Source organism: Dyadobacter sp. CECT 9275 (genome assembly GCF_907164905.1).
Classification (GTDB): Bacteria; Bacteroidota; Bacteroidia; order Cytophagales; family Spirosomataceae; genus Dyadobacter; species Dyadobacter helix.
Genome location: NZ_CAJRAF010000002.1, coordinates 4,083,805 through 4,106,995, shown reverse-complemented (window position 1 = coordinate 4,106,995; position 23,191 = coordinate 4,083,805). Strand labels below are relative to the sequence as shown.

General features: G+C 44.0%; 20 protein-coding genes. 9 read left to right on the top strand and 11 right to left on the bottom strand.

Annotation, left to right across the window (positions count from 1 at the left end; all coding sequences use genetic code 11):
- Nucleotides 1–53 precede the first annotated feature (53 nt).
- The 4 genes from KOE27_RS24935 to KOE27_RS24920 all read left to right on the top strand — a co-directional run bounded on the left by KOE27_RS24935 (nt 54) and on the right by KOE27_RS24920 (nt 3,523).
- Nucleotides 54–1,169, top strand: coding sequence for a 2Fe-2S iron-sulfur cluster-binding protein (locus KOE27_RS24935; protein ID WP_215241410.1), 1,116 nt, complete (start codon nt 54–56; stop codon nt 1,167–1,169).
- Nucleotides 1,170–1,186: 17 nt separating this feature from the next.
- Nucleotides 1,187–2,266: an NADH-quinone oxidoreductase subunit NuoH gene (gene nuoH, locus KOE27_RS24930; RefSeq protein ID WP_215241409.1), complete on the top strand. Its 1,080-nt coding sequence runs from the start codon at nt 1,187–1,189 to the stop codon at nt 2,264–2,266.
- A 103-nt stretch (nt 2,267–2,369) separates the two neighbouring features.
- A complete protein-coding gene (locus tag KOE27_RS24925; protein ID WP_215241408.1) occupies nt 2,370–2,963 on the top strand; it encodes a NuoI/complex I 23 kDa subunit family protein in 594 nt (197 codons plus the stop codon).
- Between the two features lie 41 nt (nt 2,964–3,004).
- Complete coding sequence (locus tag KOE27_RS24920; protein WP_215241407.1) at nt 3,005–3,523, top strand: NADH-quinone oxidoreductase subunit J family protein; 519 nt, start codon at nt 3,005–3,007, stop codon at nt 3,521–3,523.
- Nucleotides 3,524–3,633: 110 nt separating this feature from the next.
- Here KOE27_RS24920 and gcvP read toward each other — a convergent pair whose 3' ends face one another.
- The 3 genes from gcvP to KOE27_RS24905 all read right to left on the bottom strand — a co-directional run bounded on the left by gcvP (nt 3,634) and on the right by KOE27_RS24905 (nt 8,183).
- Complete coding sequence (gene gcvP / locus KOE27_RS24915; protein WP_215241406.1) at nt 3,634–6,519, bottom strand: aminomethyl-transferring glycine dehydrogenase; 2,886 nt, start codon at nt 6,517–6,519, stop codon at nt 3,634–3,636.
- Nucleotides 6,520–6,652: 133 nt separating this feature from the next.
- Nucleotides 6,653–6,859: a hypothetical protein gene (locus KOE27_RS24910; protein ID WP_215241774.1), complete on the bottom strand. Its 207-nt coding sequence runs from the start codon at nt 6,857–6,859 to the stop codon at nt 6,653–6,655.
- A gap of 67 nt (nt 6,860–6,926) precedes the next feature.
- The gene (locus tag KOE27_RS24905) at nt 6,927–8,183 is read right to left on the bottom strand and encodes a metallophosphoesterase (protein ID WP_215241405.1); all 1,257 of its coding nucleotides are present in this window, start codon (nt 8,181–8,183) and stop codon (nt 6,927–6,929) included.
- A 167-nt stretch (nt 8,184–8,350) separates the two neighbouring features.
- On the opposite strand from KOE27_RS24905, the gene KOE27_RS24900 reads away from it, so the two are divergent.
- Nucleotides 8,351–8,569: a hypothetical protein gene (locus KOE27_RS24900; RefSeq protein ID WP_229252943.1), complete on the top strand. Its 219-nt coding sequence runs from the start codon at nt 8,351–8,353 to the stop codon at nt 8,567–8,569.
- A 26-nt stretch (nt 8,570–8,595) separates the two neighbouring features.
- Here the strand turns inward: KOE27_RS24900 and KOE27_RS24895 are convergent, their stop codons facing one another.
- Nucleotides 8,596–9,144, bottom strand: a complete 549-nt coding sequence (locus KOE27_RS24895) for a YqgE/AlgH family protein (RefSeq protein ID WP_229252942.1) — start codon at nt 9,142–9,144, stop codon at nt 8,596–8,598.
- Between the two features lie 159 nt (nt 9,145–9,303).
- Here KOE27_RS24895 and KOE27_RS24890 point away from each other — a divergent pair, with 159 nt between their 5' ends.
- Nucleotides 9,304–9,834 (top strand): gamma carbonic anhydrase family protein, encoded by a 531-nt coding sequence (locus KOE27_RS24890; RefSeq protein WP_215241404.1) that lies wholly within the window; start codon nt 9,304–9,306, stop codon nt 9,832–9,834.
- An 8-nt stretch (nt 9,835–9,842) separates the two neighbouring features.
- On the opposite strand, the gene KOE27_RS24885 is transcribed toward KOE27_RS24890, so the two are convergent.
- Together KOE27_RS24885 and KOE27_RS24880 are read right to left on the bottom strand one after the other, a co-directional pair.
- Nucleotides 9,843–10,472, bottom strand: coding sequence for a DedA family protein (locus KOE27_RS24885; RefSeq protein ID WP_215241403.1), 630 nt, complete (start codon nt 10,470–10,472; stop codon nt 9,843–9,845).
- Between the two features lie 50 nt (nt 10,473–10,522).
- Nucleotides 10,523–12,406, bottom strand: coding sequence for an ABC-F family ATP-binding cassette domain-containing protein (locus KOE27_RS24880; protein WP_215241402.1), 1,884 nt, complete (start codon nt 12,404–12,406; stop codon nt 10,523–10,525).
- Between the two features lie 139 nt (nt 12,407–12,545).
- Between KOE27_RS24880 and KOE27_RS24875 the strand changes: the two genes are divergently transcribed.
- On the top strand, nt 12,546–13,532 hold the full coding sequence (locus KOE27_RS24875; RefSeq protein WP_215241401.1) for a formylglycine-generating enzyme family protein: 987 nt from the start codon (nt 12,546–12,548) through the stop codon (nt 13,530–13,532).
- 29 nt (nt 13,533–13,561) lie between these two features.
- On the top strand, nt 13,562–14,905 hold the full coding sequence (locus KOE27_RS24870; RefSeq protein ID WP_215241400.1) for a Gfo/Idh/MocA family protein: 1,344 nt from the start codon (nt 13,562–13,564) through the stop codon (nt 14,903–14,905).
- Between the two features lie 360 nt (nt 14,906–15,265).
- Here KOE27_RS24870 and aroC read toward each other — a convergent pair whose 3' ends face one another.
- Both aroC and KOE27_RS24860 read right to left on the bottom strand, forming a co-directional pair.
- A complete protein-coding gene (aroC, locus tag KOE27_RS24865) occupies nt 15,266–16,348 on the bottom strand; it encodes a chorismate synthase (protein WP_215241399.1) in 1,083 nt (360 codons plus the stop codon).
- Nucleotides 16,349–16,352: 4 nt separating this feature from the next.
- Nucleotides 16,353–17,672 carry a BatD family protein gene (locus KOE27_RS24860; protein WP_229252941.1) on the bottom strand — a complete coding sequence of 440 codons (1,320 nt, stop codon included), beginning with the start codon at nt 17,670–17,672 and terminating at the stop codon, nt 16,353–16,355.
- Between the two features lie 180 nt (nt 17,673–17,852).
- Here KOE27_RS24860 and KOE27_RS29730 point away from each other — a divergent pair, with 180 nt between their 5' ends.
- On the top strand, nt 17,853–18,047 hold the full coding sequence (locus KOE27_RS29730; protein ID WP_229252940.1) for a hypothetical protein: 195 nt from the start codon (nt 17,853–17,855) through the stop codon (nt 18,045–18,047).
- Nucleotides 18,048–18,212: 165 nt separating this feature from the next.
- Here KOE27_RS29730 and KOE27_RS24855 read toward each other — a convergent pair whose 3' ends face one another.
- From KOE27_RS24855 to KOE27_RS24845, 3 genes are all read right to left on the bottom strand, one after another.
- The gene (locus tag KOE27_RS24855) at nt 18,213–19,343 is read right to left on the bottom strand and encodes a DUF418 domain-containing protein (protein WP_215241397.1); all 1,131 of its coding nucleotides are present in this window, start codon (nt 19,341–19,343) and stop codon (nt 18,213–18,215) included.
- An 882-nt stretch (nt 19,344–20,225) separates the two neighbouring features.
- Complete coding sequence (locus tag KOE27_RS24850; protein WP_229252939.1) at nt 20,226–21,944, bottom strand: tetratricopeptide repeat protein; 1,719 nt, start codon at nt 21,942–21,944, stop codon at nt 20,226–20,228.
- Between the two features lie 92 nt (nt 21,945–22,036).
- Nucleotides 22,037–22,990: a PstS family phosphate ABC transporter substrate-binding protein gene (locus KOE27_RS24845; protein WP_215241395.1), complete on the bottom strand. Its 954-nt coding sequence runs from the start codon at nt 22,988–22,990 to the stop codon at nt 22,037–22,039.
- Nucleotides 22,991–23,191 lie beyond the last annotated feature (201 nt).

The window sequence follows — 23,191 nt, the reverse complement described above, 5'->3', positions numbered from 1 at the left end:
TGCCTATGAGATCTTTGAAGCAGATTGATCAGCGGCACTAAATATTAATTGGCATGGAAGAAATAAAACCACAATTAGTTAAGATAACCTTCGACGGCATTGAGGTGGAAGTGGCGCCGGGAACAACCATCATGCAGGCGGCCAGAAAAATTGCCGAGGCGGACGAAAGTCAAACCGGCCTGGTACCTCCTGCCATGTGTTACTACAAGCCCCTTCCAGCCTCCGGCGGTAAGTGCAGAGCTTGTCTGGTAAGGGTTGCCCAAGGCTCCGCCAAGGATCCCCGGCCTATGCCAAAACTTGTACCCTCCTGTATTACACAGGTTCAGGAAGGTATGGTTGTTGAGAATACTACTAACCCTGCGGTTCTTGAGACCAGAAAAGGAATTGTTGAATTCCTGCTCATCAACCATCCCCTGGACTGCCCCATATGTGACCAGGCCGGAGAATGCCACCTGCAGGATTTTGCATTTGAACACGGTTCTGTAAAAACCCGTTACGAGGAAGAACGCCGTACTTTTGAAAAAGAAGATATCGGCCCCTACGTACAGCTTCACATGACCCGCTGTATCCTCTGCTACAGGTGTGTTTATACAGCTGATCAAATTACCAATAAACGCGTCCATGGTGTAATGAACCGGGGTGATGCATCTGAAATAAGTACCTACATTCAGAAAAGTATTGATAACGATTTCTCCGGAAACATCATCGACGTGTGTCCGGTAGGAGCGCTAACGGATAAAACTTATCGTTTTAAAAACCGGGTATGGTTCTCCAAACCGGAAGACGCCCACTGTGACTGTGACAAATGTTCCGGTAAAGTGACGCTCTGGTACCGTGGTGATGAGGTCATCCGTGTGACAGCCCGTAAAAATACATGGGGTGAAGTCAACGAATTCATCTGCAACAAATGCCGGTTTGAAAGAAAGAAAACCAGCGAATGGACGCTTGAAGGGCCAACCAAAGTGAAAAGAAGCTCCGTGATCTCGGCTAATAAATACCGGGCTGATCTCGTCAAAAAACCAGACTTTGCATTACAGCTAGCGGCTTCACAATTTAAGAAAATTGATGATTCCCGGCCCTACGTGACGGATGAAGACACCATCCGCCACCAAAGTATTGAAAACAATGATAAGGCAAACCATCGGTCTTTATCGGCACGAAATAATTAATTTGAATACCTTCTAAAATGGAATTAACTGAGTTTATCATCAAGACCGTCACCATACTCGGCGTATTTGTACTCACGCTGCTGATCGCCATGTATTCCACCTGGGGCGAGCGGAAGGTGGCTGGTTTTATCCAGGACAGGATGGGGCCCAACCGCGCGGGGCCAGGGGGGCTTTTACAGCCACTGGCAGATGCAGGTAAGATGTTTTTCAAAGAAGATTTCATCCCGGCATTAGCTAACAAGTGGCTTTTTATTGCAGGTCCCAGCCTTGCCATGCTCACCGCACTTCTGGCCAGTGCTGTAATTCCCTTTGGCAGCACGTTCCGTTTTAATGGCTTTGAAGTTCCTTTACAGGGCGTAGAGTCCAATATTGGTATCTTGTATGTATTTGGTGTGGTTGCCCTTGGGGTATATGGTATTATGGTGGGCGGCTGGGCTTCAAATAATAAATTTTCCCTACTTGGAGCCATCCGTGCTGCATCGCAGAACATCAGTTACGAAGTAGCTATGGGGCTTTCTCTCATCGCTATTCTAATGATGAGCAGCTCATTATCTTTGGGCGAAATTGTATCACAGCAGCATGGAGGAAACTGGAATATTTTTTACCAACCGCTTGGCTTTATCATTTTTATAACCTGTTCTTTTGCAGAATGTAACAGGGTACCGTTTGACCTCCCTGAATGCGAAACGGAACTTGTGGGTGGCTATCACACCGAATATGGCAGCATGAAACTTGGTTTTTACCTGTTTGCAGAATACATCAACATGTTTATTTCCTCGGCCATTATTTCTGTCCTATATTTTGGCGGATATAATTATCCCGGAATGGATTGGGTTTACAATCAGCTTACCGCCTCATTGGGTACCACCACGGGCCATAATGTAGCCACGCTCATTGGTACGGCTGTTTTCTTCGGAAAAGCGCTGTTCTTTGTCTTCTTTTACATGTGGGTACGCTGGACAATCCCTCGTTTCCGTTATGACCAGCTGATGAATCTGGGCTGGAAAAAACTTATACCGCTGGCGATTATCAACATAATCATTACCGGAGCTGGTGTTTTGTTCCTGAAACCGCTCATTACAGCATTGCTGAATTAGAATAGAATTAACAATCCGGTGGTATCTTTATATGGGACAGCCTCGGGAAGTATATTGAAAAATTGAGGCAGTAATAACTGCCATGCCATAAAAATACTTTGCCATGCAATTGACAAATCGCTCAAAGCAAGTAAGCAATAAAGAAATGACCTTGATGGAAAGGGCTTACCTACCTGCAATCGCAACGGGGCTGGCCATTACGATCAAGCACTTTTTTGCGAAAAAAGTGACCATTGAGTATCCGGAAGTAAAGCGCTACCTTGGGCCTGTTTTCCGGGGAAGGCATATCCTGAAAAGAGACGAAGACGGGCGCGAAAGATGTACCGCCTGTGGGTTATGTGCCGTTGCCTGTCCGGCAGAGGCTATTTCCATGGTGGCTGCTGAGCGCGAAAAGGGGGAAGAAACACTTTATCGTGAAGAAAAATACGCTGCTGTTTACGAAGTGAATATGCTCCGCTGTATTTTCTGCGGATTATGTGAAGAAGCTTGCCCTAAACAGGCTGTGTACCTGCGTCATGATGAATTTGTTCCTGTTTTTACAGAACGCGACCAGGTGATCTGGGGAAAAGATATGCTTGTAGAGGATATGAACAACCGCTATACAAGGGAAGCATGGACCAAAGAAGAGGCCCGTACCCTGGATGTAAAACGTACCAACGGAGAAGTAACGAATGTGATCCCGCGTGCGGTTCCTTGAACTTTTGATTAAAAAATCTGGCAGACACTTATTACCATATTATGAATCCGTCTCTTTCTTTCTTTTACTTCCTCTCGTTTCTGACCATTCTCAGCGCATTGATGGTGATCATCGCACGCAATCCAATTCATAGCGTGTTATATCTGATTCTCACTTTTTTTACACTATCCGGACACTACATTCTTCTGAACGCCCAGTTTCTTGCTGCGGTTAATATTATCGTTTACTCTGGAGCCATTATGGTACTGTTTCTTTTTGTGATCATGTTTCTGAATATCAAACAGGATCATGAAGAATCCAAAACTAACCTTACCAAAATAGCTGCTACCATCGTGGGTGGTACCGTCTTCGTTATTCTCTTCGGGGCATACCGCAAAAGTGTGATAACCGGTTACAATCCTGAAACTTTTGATTCACAGGTTGGTATGATCGAAAGTCTTGGTCATTTACTGTTTCGTGATTATCTGTTTCCCTTTGAACTGATCTCCATCCTGCTTTTAGTGGCAATGGTGGGAGCAGTGATGCTGGGTAAACGTGAAATTGGCGAACGGCATTTCTAATAGGATTGAAACAACAGAGAAGCTCAGAAAAATTTAGGATGATATCAAAAACAAGGGAGGCGGTCAGATCTGACCGCCTCCCTTGTTTTTGATTAGGATATCTGTTATTCCTAAGCCTCTGCATACTCTTCAACCGGAATACAGGAACAGATCAGATTGCGGTCGCCATAGGCGCTGTCAATCCTGCTGACACTCGGCCAAAATTTATTGAAACGTAAATGTGCCAAAGGAAAAACAGCCTTTTCCCGACTGTACGACCGATTCCAGTTTTCGCTCATTACTACTCGGGCGGTATGAGGAGCATTTTTTAACACATTGTCAGTCTTATCAGCTACTCCCTCCTCTACTTCCCTTATTTCATTACGAATTGAGATCATTGTGTCGCAAAACCTGTCCAACTCCGTTTTAGATTCCGATTCCGTAGGTTCGATCATTAACGTACCTGCTACCGGGAAGGATAATGTGGGTGCGTGGAATCCATAATCCATCAGACGTTTGGCAAGATCTTCCGCCTCAATGCCGGCCGCTTTAAACGGACGACAGTCCAGGATCATTTCATGGGCACAACGGCCGTTGGTTCCGGTATACAAAACTTCAAAATGTCCGTTAAGCCTTTCCTTAATATAATTGGCGTTCAGTATAGCCAGCTTGGTAGCGTTTGTAAGCCCCTCTCCCCCCATCATCGCAATGTAGGCGTATGAAATGGTAAGAATGCTGGCACTGCCATACGGTGCAGCAGAAACAGCTCCCGCCTCGCCATTTGAAAGATGCTCGGGTAATTTGCTGAAATTGACATGAGCTGGTAAGAATGGTACCAGGTGCTCAGCCACCCCGATGGGGCCTACACCCGGGCCACCTCCTCCGTGCGGGATACAGAATGTTTTGTGAAGATTAAGGTGGCAAACATCGGCACCGATGGTAGCCGGGCTGGTCAGACCAACCTGCGCATTCATATTGGCTCCGTCCATGTAAACCTGGCCACCAAATGAATGGATCATTTCACATATTTCGATAATACTTTCTTCATATACCCCATGCGTGGATGGGTACGTCACCATGAGGCAGGAAAGTTCATTGCTATATTGTTCTGCTTTTTGCCGCAGATCCGCCACATCAATATTACCCCGTTCGTCGCATTTGGTAACCACCACTTTCATTCCCGCCATGACGGCCGATGCGGGATTTGTCCCGTGAGCAGATGAAGGGATCAGTGCAACGTTCCGGTGACTGTCACCCCGGTTGTCATGATATGCCCGGATAGCCATCAAGCCCGCATATTCGCCTTGTGCACCTGAATTTGGCTGGAAGGACATCGCAGCAAAGCCGGTCACCTCACAAAGCCATGCGTTCAGCTCGGTAATCAGCTGCGCATAACCTCCCACCTGATTGGTAGGTGCAAACGGGTGAATGGCACCAAATTCGGGCCAAGTAAGAGGTATCATCTCGGCAGTTGCATTCAGTTTCATGGTACAGCTACCCAGCGATATCATGGAATGAACCAGCGATAAATCTTTGTTCTCAAGTGATTTCAGATACCTTAGCATTTCATGCTCGGTATGGTGCGTATTGAAAATCGGATGCGTAAGATAAGCAGACTGACGCGCCAGATTTTCAGGTATATTCAGATCTATCTCCTCATCAATAACCATTTCACCCGAAAATCCGGAAACCTCTGCAAATACATTCAACAGATCAATTACATCCTGAAATGACTTGGCTTCATCAAACGACACCGTAACGGTTTCATCGTTAGTATATCTGAGATTAATACCCCACTTTTCAGCCTGTTCCCTGAGCTTTTTGGCCAGCGTTGTTTCAATGGTTACCGTATCAAAATACGTCTTTGTGACAACGTTGTAGTTGAATTTACCAACAGTATCTACAAAAAGCCGGGTAAGGCCATGTACCCGCTGCGCAATGTTTTTAATACCCTGCGGTCCATGATAAACTGAATAAGCACCTGCGATCACCGCGAGCAGAACTTGGGCGGTGCAAATATTTGAAGTAGCTTTTTCCCTGCGGATATGTTGCTCGCGGGTTTGCAGCGCCATTCTCAGCGCTCGGTTTCCTTCTGAATCCACAGACACACCTATAATTCTTCCCGGAATATGCCTTTTGAAAGTATCCCTGGTGGCAAAAAAAGCTGCATGCGGGCCGCCATATCCCATAGGCACACCAAAACGCTGGGAAGAACCGACTACGACATCCGCCCCCATTTCTCCTGGCGATTTCAATAAAGTCAGCGCAAGCAGATCCGCCGCCACAGCAACCAGCAGGTTTGCCTCATGTGCCGCGGCAATAAAATCAGTGTAGTCAATTACCTCACCGTTAGTAGCCGGATATTGTACCAGCACACCATACAAATTCTCATTCGTAATGTCCAGTTCCAAATGATTCCCCACTACTACTTCAATTCCAATGGGTTTGGCTCTTGTCTTGACCAGATCAATAGTTTGCGGGTGACAAAGTTCCGAAACAAAAAAAGTATCCGCCTTCTTCCTGGCCGAAGGACGTACACTATGCAACATGGTCATAGCCTCGGCAGCGGCCGTTGCTTCATCCAGAAGAGAGGCGTTTGCTATTTCCAGACCGGTAAGATCTGTAATCACCGTTTGGAAGTTAAGTAACATTTCCAGCCTTCCCTGCGCTATCTCTGCCTGATATGGCGTATAAGCGGTATACCACGCCGGATTTTCCAGTATGTTACGAAGTATTACAGCAGGCGTGATGGTATCATAGTAGCCTGCTCCGATATAGGATTTGAAAATGATATTTTTACGCGAAAGCTTTTTGATACTTGCAAGAAACTCCTGTTCCGTTTTGGGGCGAGGCAGGTTCAACGGTTTCTGTAAACGAATTGCCGAAGGCAATGTCTGTTCAATCAATTCATCCAGAGCGGATACGCCCACAACGCTGAGCATTTCCTGTAATTCCATATCATCCTTCCCGTGATGACGATTTTCAAATTTATCCTGGCTGTGAAGATTAACTTTCATTCAATGTGAGGCTAACAATGCCGATGTTAGATGGTTATAAAATACAAAAGTAAGCAAAAGCAATCGAATCTTTAGCAGATTGAAAACAATGCTTACCCTTGAATATGTACAAAAATCAGATCAAAAAGAGTTCTTAATGATTAGGACAGCCGCAATCCGTTTTTCTTTTAAAAATTCCGAGGAATTTCTTTGATCTTGGCTTTTTATATCCCTTAAACTTTTTCTTTTTACCAAATATCTTTTCAGTTTTTACCGATGCTGTTTCAGCACGGGCTGATCCTGACGTAAAGACACCAAAGAATAATACAAATATGAGAAAAAAGGAAAACAACTTTTTCATACCCTTTTGCTTTTGTTTACTAAATGAACGCTCAATACGTTATTTAGGTATCCGGTTTTGATCCGAATTATGCTTTTACCAATTCCATAATCGTAATTTCGGGCAGGATCCCTACCCGGCCGGGATATCCAAGATATCCAAATCCCCGGTTCACATACAAATATTGATCTTTTTCCTGATAAAGCCCGGCCCACTGTTTGTATCTGTACTGCACCGGGCTCCATTTCAGGCCGGCAATTTCAACACCAAACTGCATGCCATGGGTATGCCCGGCAAAAGCAATATCAATATCCTGATAACCAGGCAATACCTGAGCCTGCCAGTGGCTTGGGTCATGGGAAAGTAAAAGCTTTACCGGATAGTCCTCCGCACCTTTATAGGCTTTTTCGAGACTACCGTATTTTGCAAAATTACCTGCTCCCCAGTTCTGGATACCGATCAGCCCGATCTGCTCTCCGTCCACCTCAATGGCTCTGTTCTCATCCAGCATCAGATTCCAGCCCAGCAAGGCATGCGCCTTTTTCAGATCTTCCAGGTTCCTGTGTTTTATTTCGGGAGAAGCCCACTGCACGTAATCTCCATAGTCGTGGTTTCCCAACGTGGAATGCACTCCCAAGGGGGCCTTAAGTTTGTTGAAAATATCAATATAATCCTTCACTTCAACCGCCTTGTCATTCACCAGATCACCGGTAAAAAAAGCAATATCCGGTTTTTCCTTCATGAGCATCTCCACACCACCTTTCACAGCCGTTCTGTTAAAAAAACTCCCCGAATGGATATCGGATAGCTGAGCTATTTTAATTCCGTCAAAGGCTTTGGGAAGGTTTTTTAATGCCACTTTCACCCGCCTGATCCGGTAGTCGTGGGCACCAGATATGATTCCGAAAGCAAAGGTACCCATCAGCCCGGCACCTGCTACCATCGCAGTTTTGGCAAGAAATTCGGAACGAGGTATTACTTTCTCTCCCGTATCAGGAGAAACAGATGCTGCCGAAGGAAAGACCAGGCTGACCATCCACTGAAGAAACCTGCGGATATCATCTACCAGCAAAACAACTACCCCCAGCAGTTTGGATAAATAAGGTATCGCAATAAAAGCAAAAACGAAAGTCCGGGCAGTCCGGCTGAAATAGTCTGGCGGCAGCAGCTGCATGGCTACGTATGCCAGTAACGTAAGCGCCGTAAACGTCCAGTAGAAGCCGCTGATCAGCCGCTGGGTACCTGGGGTAAAATTTCGGATTGCTAATTTTAATCCCTGCCAGATATACCAGTCAATGGATACGAGAATAAAGGTAAGAATTATAAAAAAAATGGTTCGGTTCATACCAAAAAATGATAAAATACTGGTAGTTAACGTTAGTGTTCTGGTTCTCGTTCGGTTCCACTGACAAAAATCATGTATCGCAATGTTTAAAGGATTTTTAATGTTTTGAATGGCGGGATTTCTGCTTTTAACGGCGAACTTTGCATTCAATTTAAATGAGAGAGAAAATGGAATTCGATTTCAAGCGTTATCACATCCGGTCCATGAATGCAGGAACCAATGAAGAACGCGCCGCCATTAATCAGGAACTAAAGGATTTGTATGCTGCACTTTCAGAGGAAAACAAAAAACTATTTAATGAGCAGCTGCAACATTTCCTGACCAAAGAAGTATCCCGGATTAAATCCGACTATGAGTCCATTAGCGGTCTTGACAGTCCAAATTGAAAGACAGGTGAGTTTATTTTCAGGGATCAGTTCCAACGCGGATCTATGGGATAATGGGCAATAGAGCGGTATTCCCCTCCCATGTTACGAAGGATTTCTCGCCAGAAATCACCTGGCGGAGTAGTAAAAATAAACTCCGGATTTGTTTTGGTGACAATCCAGGATTCCTGGCTAAGCTCATCATCAAGCTGGCCGCCGCTCCAGCCAGAATATCCAATAAAAAAGCGCAGGTCCTGCGGTTTGAGACTGTTGATATTCAGCAATGTTTTTACTTTGGTGAAATCTCCTCCCCAAAATACTCCTTTCATTATCTCATCGCCTCCTGAAATAAGATCCGGCCGCCTGTGTATAAAATGCAGCGTGCTTTTTTCTACCGGCCCACCCAAGTGTAATGGAATGTCCTGGTAGATCGTCTCCTCAAGCACATCACCAAGGAGCAGGTCGGTCACTTGGTTAAGCACAAAACCAAAGCTGCCTTGCTGGTTATACTCGCACAGTAATATCACCCCCCTTTCAAAATTAGGGTCTCCCAGATAGGGCTTGGCAATTAACAAACTTCCCTTTGCTACGTTCACGATAGAAAAAGATTTTCATGGTCCGATGAATCCAATGGTAAACTAAATATTTTTATTTTCAGAAACAATTTTTATCAACTCTTAGGCGCATGCATCCAGCTTTTGGCTACTTTGGCTTTTGAAAGAGCTTTTGCTTTCGACTAACTAACCGATTCTGATATGGCACTTATAAAATCAGTAAGGGGTTTTACCCCGCAGTTTGGCGATGAATGCTGGTTTGCAGAAAATTCTACTATCGTCGGAGATGTAGAACTGGGTTCCCATTGTACCGTCTGGTTCAACGCTGTGATCCGTGGAGATGTAAACAGTATACGCATCGGAAGTCATTCCAACATTCAGGATGGCGCTGTCATCCATTGTACCTATCAAAGGTTCAGCACCATTATCGGCAATTATGTTTCGGTTGCCCACAACGCCATTGTGCATGGTTGTACAATCGAGGATCATGTTTTGATCGGAATGGGTGCTATCGTAATGGACGGTGCCGTTGTTGGCGAGGGTTCCATCATAGCAGCTGGCGCCATCGTCACCCAAGGTACCCGCGTCCCCGCCAGAACCATTTATGCGGGCAACCCTGCTACTTTTCTGAAAAATGTGAGTCCCGAACTAGCCGAGGCAATGAACCGGACTGCCAATAATTACCTGACCTATGCAGGCTGGTTCAGGGACGAAGAAGAAAAGCAGGCATAGGCCCTGGGTCAGTTCATTTCTCTACGGGCATTCAAATATCCCCTGATCACCGTGAAAGTGGTGATGGCCAGGAAGAACAAAATGATGTACTGCACGTAATCTACAATCCAGGGGAAGCGCTCGCCAAAAAGGTATCCGCCTCCGGTGAGCGTTCCTATCCAGATTCCGGCTCCCACAACATTATTGGTTAAGAAACCTGGAAAAGACATTCTCACCAAACCGGCCAGAATGGGTGCAAAAGTGCGGACTATGGGCAGGAACCTACTGATGATAAGTGTTCTGCTACCATATTTTTCAAAATACTTCCGGGTCGTTTCTATGTGTTTTTTCTTAAAGAAAAAAGAATCGGGCCGGTTCTCAAAAATACCTCCGAAGTATTTGCCGAAAATATAGCCCAGCAAAGAGCCCAGAACGGCAGCCGTAAACATGCAGATCAGTAAAATAGCAATAGGGACGTCCAGTATTCCCGTTCCGCAAAAAACACCTGCCAAAAAAACAAGATAATCTCCTGGAAGAAAAAAAGCGAAAAACAGGCCATTTTCAGCAAAAACAATAAAAGTAATGACCATGAGACCACCCGTCCGGATAATTTCTTCGGAATTCAATATATACTGGAAAAATTCAGCGATATCGTTCATAATCAAATATTACGGACATTTTAAAAGGAATTGACCTGAGGATTCCAAAATTAAGCATTTTCCGATAGTTCAAGCCAACGTAATTCTTTATCCTCCATTTTCCGCCCTATTTCTTCGATCTGATTAGACCATTCCATGAGTTCTCCATGGGTACCTCCCGCATTAAGTTTTTCAACAAACTGGCCTTTCTTTACTTCCAGCTCCGCTAGTTCCTTTTCAAGGCTCTCCATTTCTCGTTGTTCCTTATAGCTTAGCTTGCGTTTGACAGCCTCCACTTTCGGAGCTACCACCACCTCTTCTTTTACCACAGCAGGAATTTCCTTCACCACTGTCGCGCTATGCTTCTCGGTTCTTTCCTTTTCGTCCTGATAATCTCTCAGTTCTGTATAGTTGCCCGGGAAATCACTGATACGGCCCTCTCCTTCAAAAACAAAGATATGCTCCACCAAACGATCAAGGAAGTACCGGTCGTGCGATACGATGATCAGACAGCCAGGGAAGTTTAAAAGGAACTCCTCCAGTACATTCAGGCTACTAATGTCAAGGTCGTTGGTAGGCTCATCCAGGATCAGGAAATTAGGCTGTTTGATCAGGATCAGGAGAAGCTGCAGTCTCCTCTTCTCACCCCCGCTCAGTTTAGAGACAAAATCATACTGTTTGGCCGGAGAAAACAGGAACGCCTGTAACAGATGGCCAACCGTTACGGTTTCTCCCGTTCCCAGCTGTACCACTTCGGCTACATCCTTTACGATATCTATTACACGCTGGCTTTCATCAAAAACAAGGTCAGACTGCTTATAATAACCAAACTGCACTGTTTCACCCTTCACAATGGTACCTTTGTCCGGCAGCAGCTCTCCGGTGATCATATTCAGCAAAGTAGATTTCCCCATTCCGTTCTGCCCTACAATGCCGATCCTGTCACCCTTCCGGAAAGTATATTCGAAGTTTTTGATGAGTTGGCGTTCCCCAAAACCTTTACTGATATTTTCCAGTTCAATGATCTTGCTGCCCAGTCTCGACGTACGAACATTAAGCTCCAGCTGCGCATCAAACTTTTTCTGACTAGCTTTTTCCTTTAAATCTTCAAAGGCATCTACCCGATATTTGGCTTTGGTTCCCCGTGCCTTGGGCTGTCGCCTGATCCACTCCAGTTCCTTGCGCATCAGATTCCTTGCTTTGTCAATGCCCGCTGCTTCGGCTTCCTCCCGCTCCGCCTTCTTTTCAAGGAAATAGGAATAATTACCCTTGTAAGTGTACGCAGATCCATGGTCCAGTTCCAAAACCTGGTTGCAAACAGTATCCAAAAAATACCGGTCGTGGGTAACTACCAGTAAAGTTGTATTTTGGGTATTAAGGTATTGCTCCAGCCATTCAACTGTAACCAGGTCAAGGTGGTTGGTTGGCTCATCCAAGATCAGCAGATCGGGGTCTTCCAGTAATACCTTCGCCAGTGCAACCCTTTTCCTTTGCCCGCCCGACAGCGTTCCGTATAGACTTTCAGTATTATGAATACCCAAACGTCCCAGGATCTCTTTCGTTTTATACTCAAAATCCCACGCGTTGTATTTATCCATGTCCTCCATTACCTCCGCCAGCTCATCGTGGTTATCCGTTTCAATGGCGTGTTCGTACCGTTTCACCACCTGGGCAACCGGATTATTGGAAGAGAAGATTACCTCCAGTACAGGCAGCGTTTCATCAAAAGCCGGGCTTTGGTCCAGATAGCCCAGCCGGATATCCTTCCTTAAACCAACTTCGCCTTCATCGGCTGGTATTTTCCCTGTAAGTATATTTAGAAACGTAGTCTTTCCGGTTCCGTTGGTACCAATTAGTGCTATCTTGTCGCCCCTGTTCACTCCAAAACTGATGTTTCTGAAAAGCCATTGATCGGCAAATGACTTGGAAATATTTTCTGCTGAAAGATAATTCATGAGTTAAAAACAAATTCTTTAACTGCAAAGGTAGAACAGTTATCAAAGAAGAAAGAAAAAATTCGTTTTCATTAGGTAAATACCATAATATTGCTCTTTATATTCAGTTATATGGTTCCATAGAACACATCATTTTATCATGTACAAGAAAGTTTTTTACCTAATCACCACCGTTTTTCTTAGTTTAAAAGTTCACGCTCAAGATCCCAGTTTTAAGAATTACACCCAGGTAATCGGTGGAAGTCCGCAGGTTTATGATATGGTTGCCATTCCCGGTGGCGAGTTTACCATGGGAAGTCCGGCTACGGAAAAAGGACGCAGGCCAGATGAAGGCCCTCAGCATAAAGTTAAAATTGAGCCCTTCTGGATGGGTAAACATGAAGTGATTTGGGACATTTATGATCTGTATGCCTTCAAAAATATGGAGAAGGAAATGGCTGCAAGGCATCCGGACCCTGAAAAAAGTGTACTAAAAACAGATGCAAGTACCAGGCCAAGTCCTCCTTATGTAGATATGTCTTTCGGCATGGGCCGCTCGGGTTACCCTGCGATCAACATGACACAATACGCGGCCATTCTCTTTTGCAAATGGCTGTATGAAAAAACAGGGATATTTTACAGGCTACCTACCGAAGCCGAATGGGAGTATGCCTGCAGAGCGGGTTCAAAAACAGCTTATTCCTTTGGAAACGATGCATCAAAAATTGATGAATATGCCTGGTACCGTAAAAACAGCGATGCTTCTTACAAAAAAATCGGACAGAAAAAGCCTAACGCCTGGGGGCTTTATGATATGCACGGTAATGTAATGGAATGGACTCTGGATCAGTATATTCCGGATTATTACGCCAAACATCCCGCAGGACAAACCTATGCACCGGTTACTGAGCTTTACCCAACTGCTGTAAGAGGTGGTTCTTGGGATGACGAGCCCACCGACTTGAGAAGTGCCGCACGTACCGCATCTAAACCCGAATGGAAGATTTTGGACCCTCAGCTTCCCAAAAGCGAATGGTGGATGACCAGTGCGTCTTTTGTAGGATTCAGAATAGTGCGCCCGCTCAAAGTCCCATCAAAGGCTGAAATTGACGCCTATTACAGTCCAAAACTGATCGAAGATTATTGATCCCATATTAAACTCTTAACCTTTTAAAAATGGAACAAAATAGAAGAGATTTTCTCAAAGCCACAGGCCTTTTTGCCGGAGGAGCGATGCTGAAGCCTGCAACAGGATATGGCTTTCACAGCGCGGTGGATGAAACCATCAGAGTAGCACTGATCGGCTGCGGCGGGCGCGGAACTGGCGCTGCGGCACAGGCACTAAGTACTGCTCAAAACGTACAGATCGTGGCAATGGCAGATGCTTTCAAGGACAGGCTTGACGACTCTTATAAAAACCTTACAGCGAAAAAATATAAAAATGCTGCCGGTGCGGTAGTTGATACAAAAACAAAGGTGGATGTACCTGATGAGCGCAAGTTTGTTGGTTTTGACGCTTTTAAGAAAGCCATCGCATTAAAAGAGGTGGATGTTGTCATTCTGGCCACCCCTCCCGGGTTTCGACCATGGCATTTTGAAGAAGCGGTGAAACAAGGTAAGCATATTTTCATGGAAAAACCTGTGGCAACGGATGCTCCGGGAATCAGAAAAGTGCTGGAAGTTGCTGAGGAAGCCAAGAGGAAAAAATTAAATGTGGTGGTTGGTCTGCAGCGCCACTATCAGGCAAATTATCGTGAAGCAATTAAAAGAATTCACGATGGCGCACTGGGTGATATTGTAGGCGGACAGGTATATTGGGTGGGAAGCAGCCCCTGGATGAAAGAACGCCAGCCTAACCAGACAGAAATGGAATATCAGATGCGTAACTGGTATTACTTCAACTGGCTTTGTGGTGATCATATTTCTGAACAGCACGTTCACAATATTGATGTGGCCAACTGGGTAAAAGGTGGCTACCCCGTACAGATCCAGGGAACCGGTGGCCGCCAGGTGCGTACGGGTAAAGCTTATGGTGAGATTTTTGATCACCATACACTTGATCTGGTCTATGCAGACGGAACGGTTATATCGAGCCAATGCCGCCAGTTTGAAGGAACATGGAACCGCGTTGACGAAGCTTTCGTAGGAACCAAAGGCCGAATCGATAGCTTCGACGGCAAAAAAACAATACTCAAAGATTATAAAGGCGGGGTGTTATACCAGCATGACGACAAGGGGGACAAAAACCCATATCAGGTTGAGCACGACGAGTTATTTGCGGCTATTGCGAAGGGAGAATACAAATTTGCTGACGCAGAAAATGGCGCAAAAAGTACTATGACTTCCATTATGGGGCGTATGGCGACGTATTCTGGAAAGCTGATTAAGTGGGACGAAGCTTTGAAGTCGGATATCAATTTGTTCCCTGACAGACTGGCATGGGATGCTCTGCCCAAAGTTCTTCCAGGTCCTGATGGATTATATCCAGTGGCTATTCCTGGAAAAACTCAGGTAATCTGAGATCGGATTTTACCGAAAATAAAAAAGGGCCGTTTGGCCCTTTTTTATTTTCTACAACTTCCCGGATTATTTTAAAGTATAATTTACTACATTCGATTGAAAGTAGCTCCTGAGTTACGTTTGATGTCTGTTGAACGAATGGATAGATCGGTGTGAAACTTAGTTTATCTCATGCGATAATGATTTTAGTGACAGGCATGGTCGTTGTCATCATTGGCGTTTTCCTGTCAAAGCAAAACCATATAGTTAGCCATACTACAATCCTTACGGGTCTGGCCATTCTCTTTCTTGGGACCATTTGGCTCGTCCTCTACCTTAACCATCGAAGGAAAAAAGCAAAGTAGACCCGTCAAAGAACCCCTATGCCAGCTTACTAGTTTTGTTTCGCAGGTAGAAGTCTGCGAGGACAAGAGCAGCCATAGCTTCTACAATGGGGACTGCACGTGGTACCACACACGGATCGTGCCGTCCTTTTCCTTGTACAATGGCGATGTTTCCATGCTGATCAATGCTTTCCTGGTCCTGCATGATAGTCGCCACAGGCTTAAATGCTACCTTGAAATAAATATCTTCCCCATTTGAAATTCCGCCCTGGATACCTCCTGAATGGTTGGTACGCGTATGAACCTTCTCATTTCCATCTATGAAAAAGGCATCGTTATGCTCCGAACCGAGCATTTCAACGCCAGCGAAACCGGAGCCGTATTCAAATCCCTTTACAGCATTAATACTGAGCATTGCCTTCCCCAATTCGGCATGGAGTTTATCGAAAACAGGCTCTCCCCATCCCACTGGTGCTCCTTGTATCACGCAATTGACTACTCCGCCAACGGAATCCCCTTTTTTACGGACTTCGTCAATATAATCGAACATTTGCCCAGCCATCTCAGGCTCCGGACACCTCACCGCATTGGTTTCTGTCAGTGAGAGATCCAGTTGTGCATATTCCTTTGAAAGCTTCAGTTTTCCTACCTGCGACACATAAGCCTGAACCCTGACTCCCAGATCCGCTAAAAGTAACTTGGCCAATGCTCCTGCCGCAACACGGGCGGCAGTTTCCCTTGCAGAACTACGTCCTCCTCCACGATAATCACGAACTCCATATTTTTCCTGATAAGTGTAATCGGCATGGGAAGGCCGGTACTGAGCCGCTATATGTGAATAGTCCTTGCTTCGCTGGTCTTCATTACGGATAATCATTGCAATTGGGGTACCCGTTGTTTTACCTTCAAAAACCCCTGAAAGTACTTCAAACTCGTCCGCCTCACGGCGTTGCGTGGTTATCCGTGACTGCCCTGGTTTCCGTCTGGTCAGTTCGCTCTGGATAAAGTCGGTATCAAAACCAACACCTGCCGGACAACCCTCTATCACAACACCAATACCAACCCCATGAGATTCTCCAAAAGTGGCTATCTTAAAAATTTTTCCGTATGTACTACCCATAATATTATTTTCTGATGACCCAAACCATTGCTATCAGTAACAAAATAGCTACAGCGCTGGTCAGATTTTTTAGTAATTCTTTATAATTAATTGTCTTTCGAGTGGTGTCCAGATTTTCCAGATTGTCATACAATCCCAAAGAACTACTCAAAGATATATTCCCAAGTTTGTAATCTTCGCCCCTTACTTCCAAAATTTTAACAGAACGCAGCGTATCATATCTGACCCTGGCGGTATTAAAATAAATCCATTGGAAATATCTCCCCAGTGGAAACTTCCCGTCCTTTCGGGGCACAACAAAATAATTAAACCCTTTTTCACCCGTCACCCCGGCGGCGCTTCGCTTCACCACCTGGCTGGCATCAGGCGGATAAAAATCAAAAGCAGAATTGGCCTGGATTTCAGGTGCCGGAATGGCCGCAATATTGCCACTCCCCTCCACCTTAAAAACATACCTGATACTTTCACCGGGATACACCATTTGACTGGATAGGTCCTCCACCAACCGGTATTCCCCCACCGCCACCTGATCCCTTAATGGATGTGGCGGGAGCTGGCTGACAACTATCCTGAGAGGCTTTGAAGAAAATGATTTGATAATCCGCTTTTCTGAATTAACCGTCCCCATCCTGTCGATTACCAGCATATCCAGTGTGACGGAAGGAATATTGATGTCTCCCGCAGTAAGAGGAAAAAATTCAGACTGATACATATTATACTCCGTATAATTCTTACCCGTTATGACTACCTTCCTCCTCACAATTTCCTCAATGCCTGTATTTTCCTCCCAGCAGCCTGCGGGCCTCACCTTTTTGAGGATTTGCTGCAATTGCTCATTGAACCGATAAAACTCCATTTCCACGGGCGCATCCTCAGAGATATACAGAGAAATACGCAAAGAGAACCCCTCTCTTATGAAAACACCTTTCTTGTCAGCCTGAACCGAAAAAAAAATGGTTTCCCTACCCGTTTCCGGCTCAGGAAGTATAGCATCCGAACCTAACATAACTTCTTCCTCGCCGGTGGCCGTAAAAACAATCGACGTTTCCTCAGAAAACAGCCGGGTAGCGTTAACCGGAATCGAAAATTCAGGGATGACATAGGTACCTGGCTTCGGTGCAAAATATTCCTGACTGATGGTCTGATCCACAACTTTTCTGCCATCGACAATGTTTATAGCGCTCGTAGCCGATTTACTTCGCTTTTCCAGACCGGTTATCTCCGGAAAAATAATCGCCGGCCTCGATTCAGAATCTTTAATAAGTACAGAAATAATCAGTGGCTCCGAAATTTTCAAGACTTTCCCGTTAAATTCTATCGACATACTTTCGTTAACCCCCTGAGCGGAAATAGTGCAAGAAAAACACAAAATTATACCCAACGCAACATATAATTTCATCAAATAAATTCGTTACATTTATGGTGATTATGTTCTGGTACCGCTTAGATATCTAATTACCGTTTTTAGCAATTTCTTCCCTAAACCACAAAACTACATAATACTATGGCCTCGATGCTTGAATACATTAAAATTATTCTGCACAAGGTAAGTTTTGACAGCAGATTATTCGAAAAAGAGTTGAGGAAGGCGATTCGTATGTTAATGCCTGCGGAGGTTAAGCGTTTAAAGCTTTGGTGTTACGAGCATTACAGTACGGTTCATTTACCCGTTCTTAACAACTGCTTCCCTCTTTCTTAGGAAAATTTGGACTCATACTTCTGGTTCTTCTTGGTCGAATCAAGACCTAAGGCACCAACTTCATCCGCCTTCTAACCAAAAATAAGTAAAACAGAGGGCTCGGATCTGGCTCACTCCAAAAATAACGAGGCTGTCTTCAAAGACAGCCTCCAAGCCAAGCTGTTACTAGATTCTACTTGAAATAGCGTAGGTAAGCCTGCGCCAAACCCATTCAACAGGTCCGTATTTAAAATAACGTAACCATATCTTGGCAAAAACGATTTGTCCAAAGAAAAATAATATGGTTATTGATAACCCTCCATAGAAACCCATTTTCAATCCATCATTCAGATTATAAAAAACCTGCAAAAAAATGGATTGCATCAGGTAACTAGTGATACTGAGCTTTCCTACTGCAATAAAACTCTGAAATAGTTTGTTAAAAAAGACATAGTGATATAACATTATCACAAGTACGATATACATACCTGAAAGGGTAAAATTCAGTATTGCAAAACAAGTGTTCTGAAATAAGGCTGCAGTTGTGTCTGCCGATGCGGTAAATAATACTTTTATCAGAAGCATGCAACTCAACAAGAATAACAATTCAATAATTAACAATACACGTTGTCTTAGAAACCGACTAAGGCATAGATGTTCAAAAATTTTACTTTTTCCAGCATAAAGTCCGAAGAGAAGCATTGCACTTGTAGTAAACAATCTTCCGGTATTAATCAGATAACTTAATTTAGAGGGAATCAAAATATTTCCTTGCCTGACCAACGCCGTTATGTCTGATAATTGCCGCTGATAAGTAGCGGCGATCAGACCCAAAATAGATAACATAATTGTCAGTATAAGTAGATTTCTCCTACTAGTATTATGACAAATCACCAACACCAATCCTAGTACCGCGTAGGTTTCCAGGATGTCGGAGCTAAAAAAAAGTGAATGAAATGCACCAATTGCCAGTAGCACGGTAAGACGGGTAACAAAAAAAATCAGGAACGGCTCCCCTCTGTCGAGCGCACGCTGATACATGTTATTGAAACTCCATCCGAATAAAATTGAAAAGATTATATAAAACTTATCCTCTATCAAAAATTCTATTGAATCCCTTAACAGATTCTCGGTGCTGCTCATACCTTCCAGCTTAGCCTGAGAGGTACCTAAGAATTTCTGGACGGAATGAATTAGCAATATTCCAAAAAGAGCAAATCCGCGCAGGACATCTATAATTATAACTCTTTGAAGTACCGGCGGCTGAACCGCTGGGGCATATTCGATTGTGACATATTCAGGCGGCTTAATTTCCATATTAGGTATTTTAATGAGGAGGTTAATTATGAGTCATATTTTAGCATACGAGATTGAAAGATCATCCGCTGCATTAATTGTTGAATATCATCTCTGAACCATGGATATTTCACTTGTATCCATTCATCCTAATATACATATTGTACTTTCTGCAAACAGAATGGGTATAGTACTTCTGTTATATCCAAACATAAGACACTCTATGTATAATCACAGGAAATTATTCGCATCAACAGACCTTCCCTGGCTCTTCCGGGACTGTTATGGGAATTCGGGCTCAGAAACTTAGCGGTCCCTGTTAGGTACCAGCATGAAAATTGTATAGAAGCGTGTGCTTATGAAATTTCTGAGATAGCAAGGATGTGATCATTCCGTTTTGTATAACGCCACATCAACGAATTAATAAGGGATTCCTAAGACATCCGCCAATACTTGCGCCATTTTCTCAGTACCGGACAATATCGGAATTTTTGAAGGTAAAAAGAAAGAGAATTTTGATTCAAAACGCTATTGATGGGTTTTCAGAACTATTCCGGTATTCACCTCCGGTCCCAACCTAACCACATGTAAAAGACAACATCCGCATACGGAGCACCTTTGTGTAGTGGCAAATATTTACCACTTGCCCTCCGCTGCGATCAGATATCTTTTACAACAATTCGGGTAGATTGGCCCCGTATACGTATGATAAACCTAAGAAATAAAAATAAAAAAGTGGAAAACCTTACCAAAATCTAATTATATTAAATGATAGCAGATCCTGAAAAACGGCTATCATTTTGACTTATTAAAACTTTTCTGCTTTATAAACTTCATATTACGCATTAAACCCCGCCAGGATGATTCCTGGCGGGGTTTAATGCGTAATATCACCAATATATCCTATTTCTTTTTAACCGCCGCTGGTTTACCTGCTTCAGCAGCCGGAGCCACTGCCAGTCCAAGCGCTTCTTTTGCACTGGCATTTTCAGGGTCTATTTTCAAAAGTTTCTCCCAGAATTCCTTTGCTTTGGCTGGATCGTTCTTGGTAGTCTGATAATAGAATGCCAGATAACCGTAAGCTAATTTAAGGTACCCTTTATATTTAGAAGGATCAGCATCTTTCTCGGCAAGCTCAGCAAGCTTTTCATAATACGGTGCTGATATTCCCTTATCAATATTTTCCTGTCTATCGTATGCATTGTACAACGAGCTGGCTCTCCAGTAATATCCAATTGGCCATTCAGGGGTTTTAGCCGTTACAATAGCAAAGCTCGAATCTGCCGAAGCATAAAATGCTCTTTTCTTTTGCAAGTTCGCTAGACTATCAGGCGAACCAGCCGGCTGAATGGCAGTACCTTGCTGGAAGTTAGAAAGTCCCAAATAGAAATAGTCATTCGGAGATGCCTTAGTTGTATCCAGCGCAATTCCCTTCTTATATGCCTTGGCAGCATTAGAGAAATCCTTGGCAGCATAATATAAAGCAGCAACTTCTTTATAGGTTGTTGCAGCTTCCGTTTTGTTTGTATCCAGATCTGCTCCTTTTAGCATATACAATACGCCGAGGGAATCATATGGCTTACTCTCCGCAGCTGCTTTAAGATTATAGGAACGCCCCAGGTATTTATAGTCGTCTGCTATAACCTTTTCAGGAGCTACTTTGATAAGTTCGTTCAAATTTTCGATTGCTTTATCGGGCTCGTTGGTTTTAAAATAAGACCAGCCATACATACGATTAACCATAGGGTCGTTTGTCTTGCCTTTTACCGCTTCCAATAATTGCAGTGATTTAGGATAATCATCAGCTGTGAAAGCGAACTTGGACGCTCTCAGCTGCATGGCAGGATCTGTATTACCGCTTTTCTGGAGGTACAGATCAAAGTTTTCCGCAGCCTGTTTAAATTTCTGAGCAAAGAAGTACAGCTCTGCCAGATCTTTGTAAGCTGGTGCAAAGTTGGCATCGGATTCGATAGCCTTCTTGTAGTTTTCTAATGCCAGATTATAATTTTTACCTCTCAGGAAGATCTTGCCAATTCGGTTATAAGCAACTGCATAGTTAGGTTTCGCTGTCAAAGCGTATTCATAAGCAGTAGCTGCGGCACCCCCTTCATTACGTAAAATCAAAGCATCCCCTTTTGCGATGTAAGCATCTGCAAGATTTTTATCCCGTTTTATTGCTTCGTCCAATAAACGGATCGCCTCGGCAGGATCATTATTTTTTTCAAACAAAGTATAGGCCTCTCCAATTCTGAAAAGAACTTCAGCATCCTTTTTCTTCTTCTTTTCCGCTTCATCGAACAGCTCTTTTGCCTTTGCCTTATCACCTTTACCTAATGCCACAGTACCCAGACCAACCTGATTAATATAGGACTTTTCGTCTAGCTGAAGCCCTTTTTCGAAAGCCTTCTGAGCCTCATCCAACTGACCAGCTTGTATGTAATAATAACCCAGATAATATTGATTATCTGCAGACGGTGTCCCCTCAGCCAGTTTCTTAAACACGCCCCCCGCTTCATTCAACTTTTCTGAATGAATCAATGCCAATCCATCCTGAACCGTTTGTGCGTGTACCTCCACTAGTGCAATAACACTTAAAACCAGCGTCAATAATTTAATTTTCATGTTTCTGTTCATTTTTTACCCAGTTAATATAATGATAAAAAATTTGGTGTTTCAATAACAAATCCCAAATGTACTAAAATGTCATGGCAATACTAAAAATTTTTGCCTGTTGTAATCTCCAGCTCCCGGGGATATGGAATAGTTGGCAGCAACCCCATTTTTTGGATAATCAAACCACCCACGTCGCGGGCTATGTACGTCATTAATCCCCCGCCCAGGCCCGGATATCCTTCCCTGCTCAAAATATAAACATCCCGGTGCAGCGGGTATTTCTTAAACTCAAGACCTGCCTGAAACGGCTGAATATATTCTGCAACAGATTTTGGATTATCACTCACTGATATCCCCATGACCTTAATACCGCGAGACAGGTTTTCTGACCTCAGTTCATGCCCGTTACTAATCCAGCTTACGCCAATGAAACCGAGATATAAAGGGTTGGACCTTACACTTTCAATGACCCTTTCGTTGGATCCGGCAGCTATAATCCGAAGATGATTAATGTCTTTCAAACCAAATTTGTTCATCACAAAATTCAGATTACTGGCATTAACATTATCAAAAACAAGTGTAATCAGTCCCGTCTGGTTGCTTCCTTTAAGTTCCGCCCAACTTTTGATCTTACCTTCAAAAATACCCCTCACCTCGTTAAAGGTTATCGTACTGTCGCGATTTTCCTTTCCAACCACGAGCGCCAGGCCATCGGTTGCAATATGCTGGAATTTTTGGGTATCTTTTTGCTTTCTGATAATTTCCTTCTCTTTCTCGTTCAGCTGCCTCGTAGAAAATATAATCCTGGCACTATCCTGCAGTAGTTGCAGAATAGCCTCCTGTTCAGGTTTATAATCAACATTAAAATGAGTATTGGGGTAAATTCCCTCATACCCGTTTGTGAGTTCGTCAACCAAAGGCTTCAAAGACTCATCCGCCGCAATGGTTATTTCTCCCTGAGTAGGGTTGTCAAGCTTCGTATCTGTTGAACAGTGATAAAAAGCCAGACCCAACACAAGCATTAAAAGTACCTTGCTCAAAATTGACTTCCTCATATCAGATCTCAGGCTCTATTTTTCCACACTCTGTAACCTCTGTAAAAACCATACAAAATAAGTATGCCAGCTAAAGCGTATCTGGGTACACTTCCAACAGGCATAAACCTAAAAGACAAGGAGGAGAAGATCAGATAGATCCCTCCTCCTGCATATGTTAAAGCCATTAACACAGAGGATAGATCAGTGATCTTCTCATGC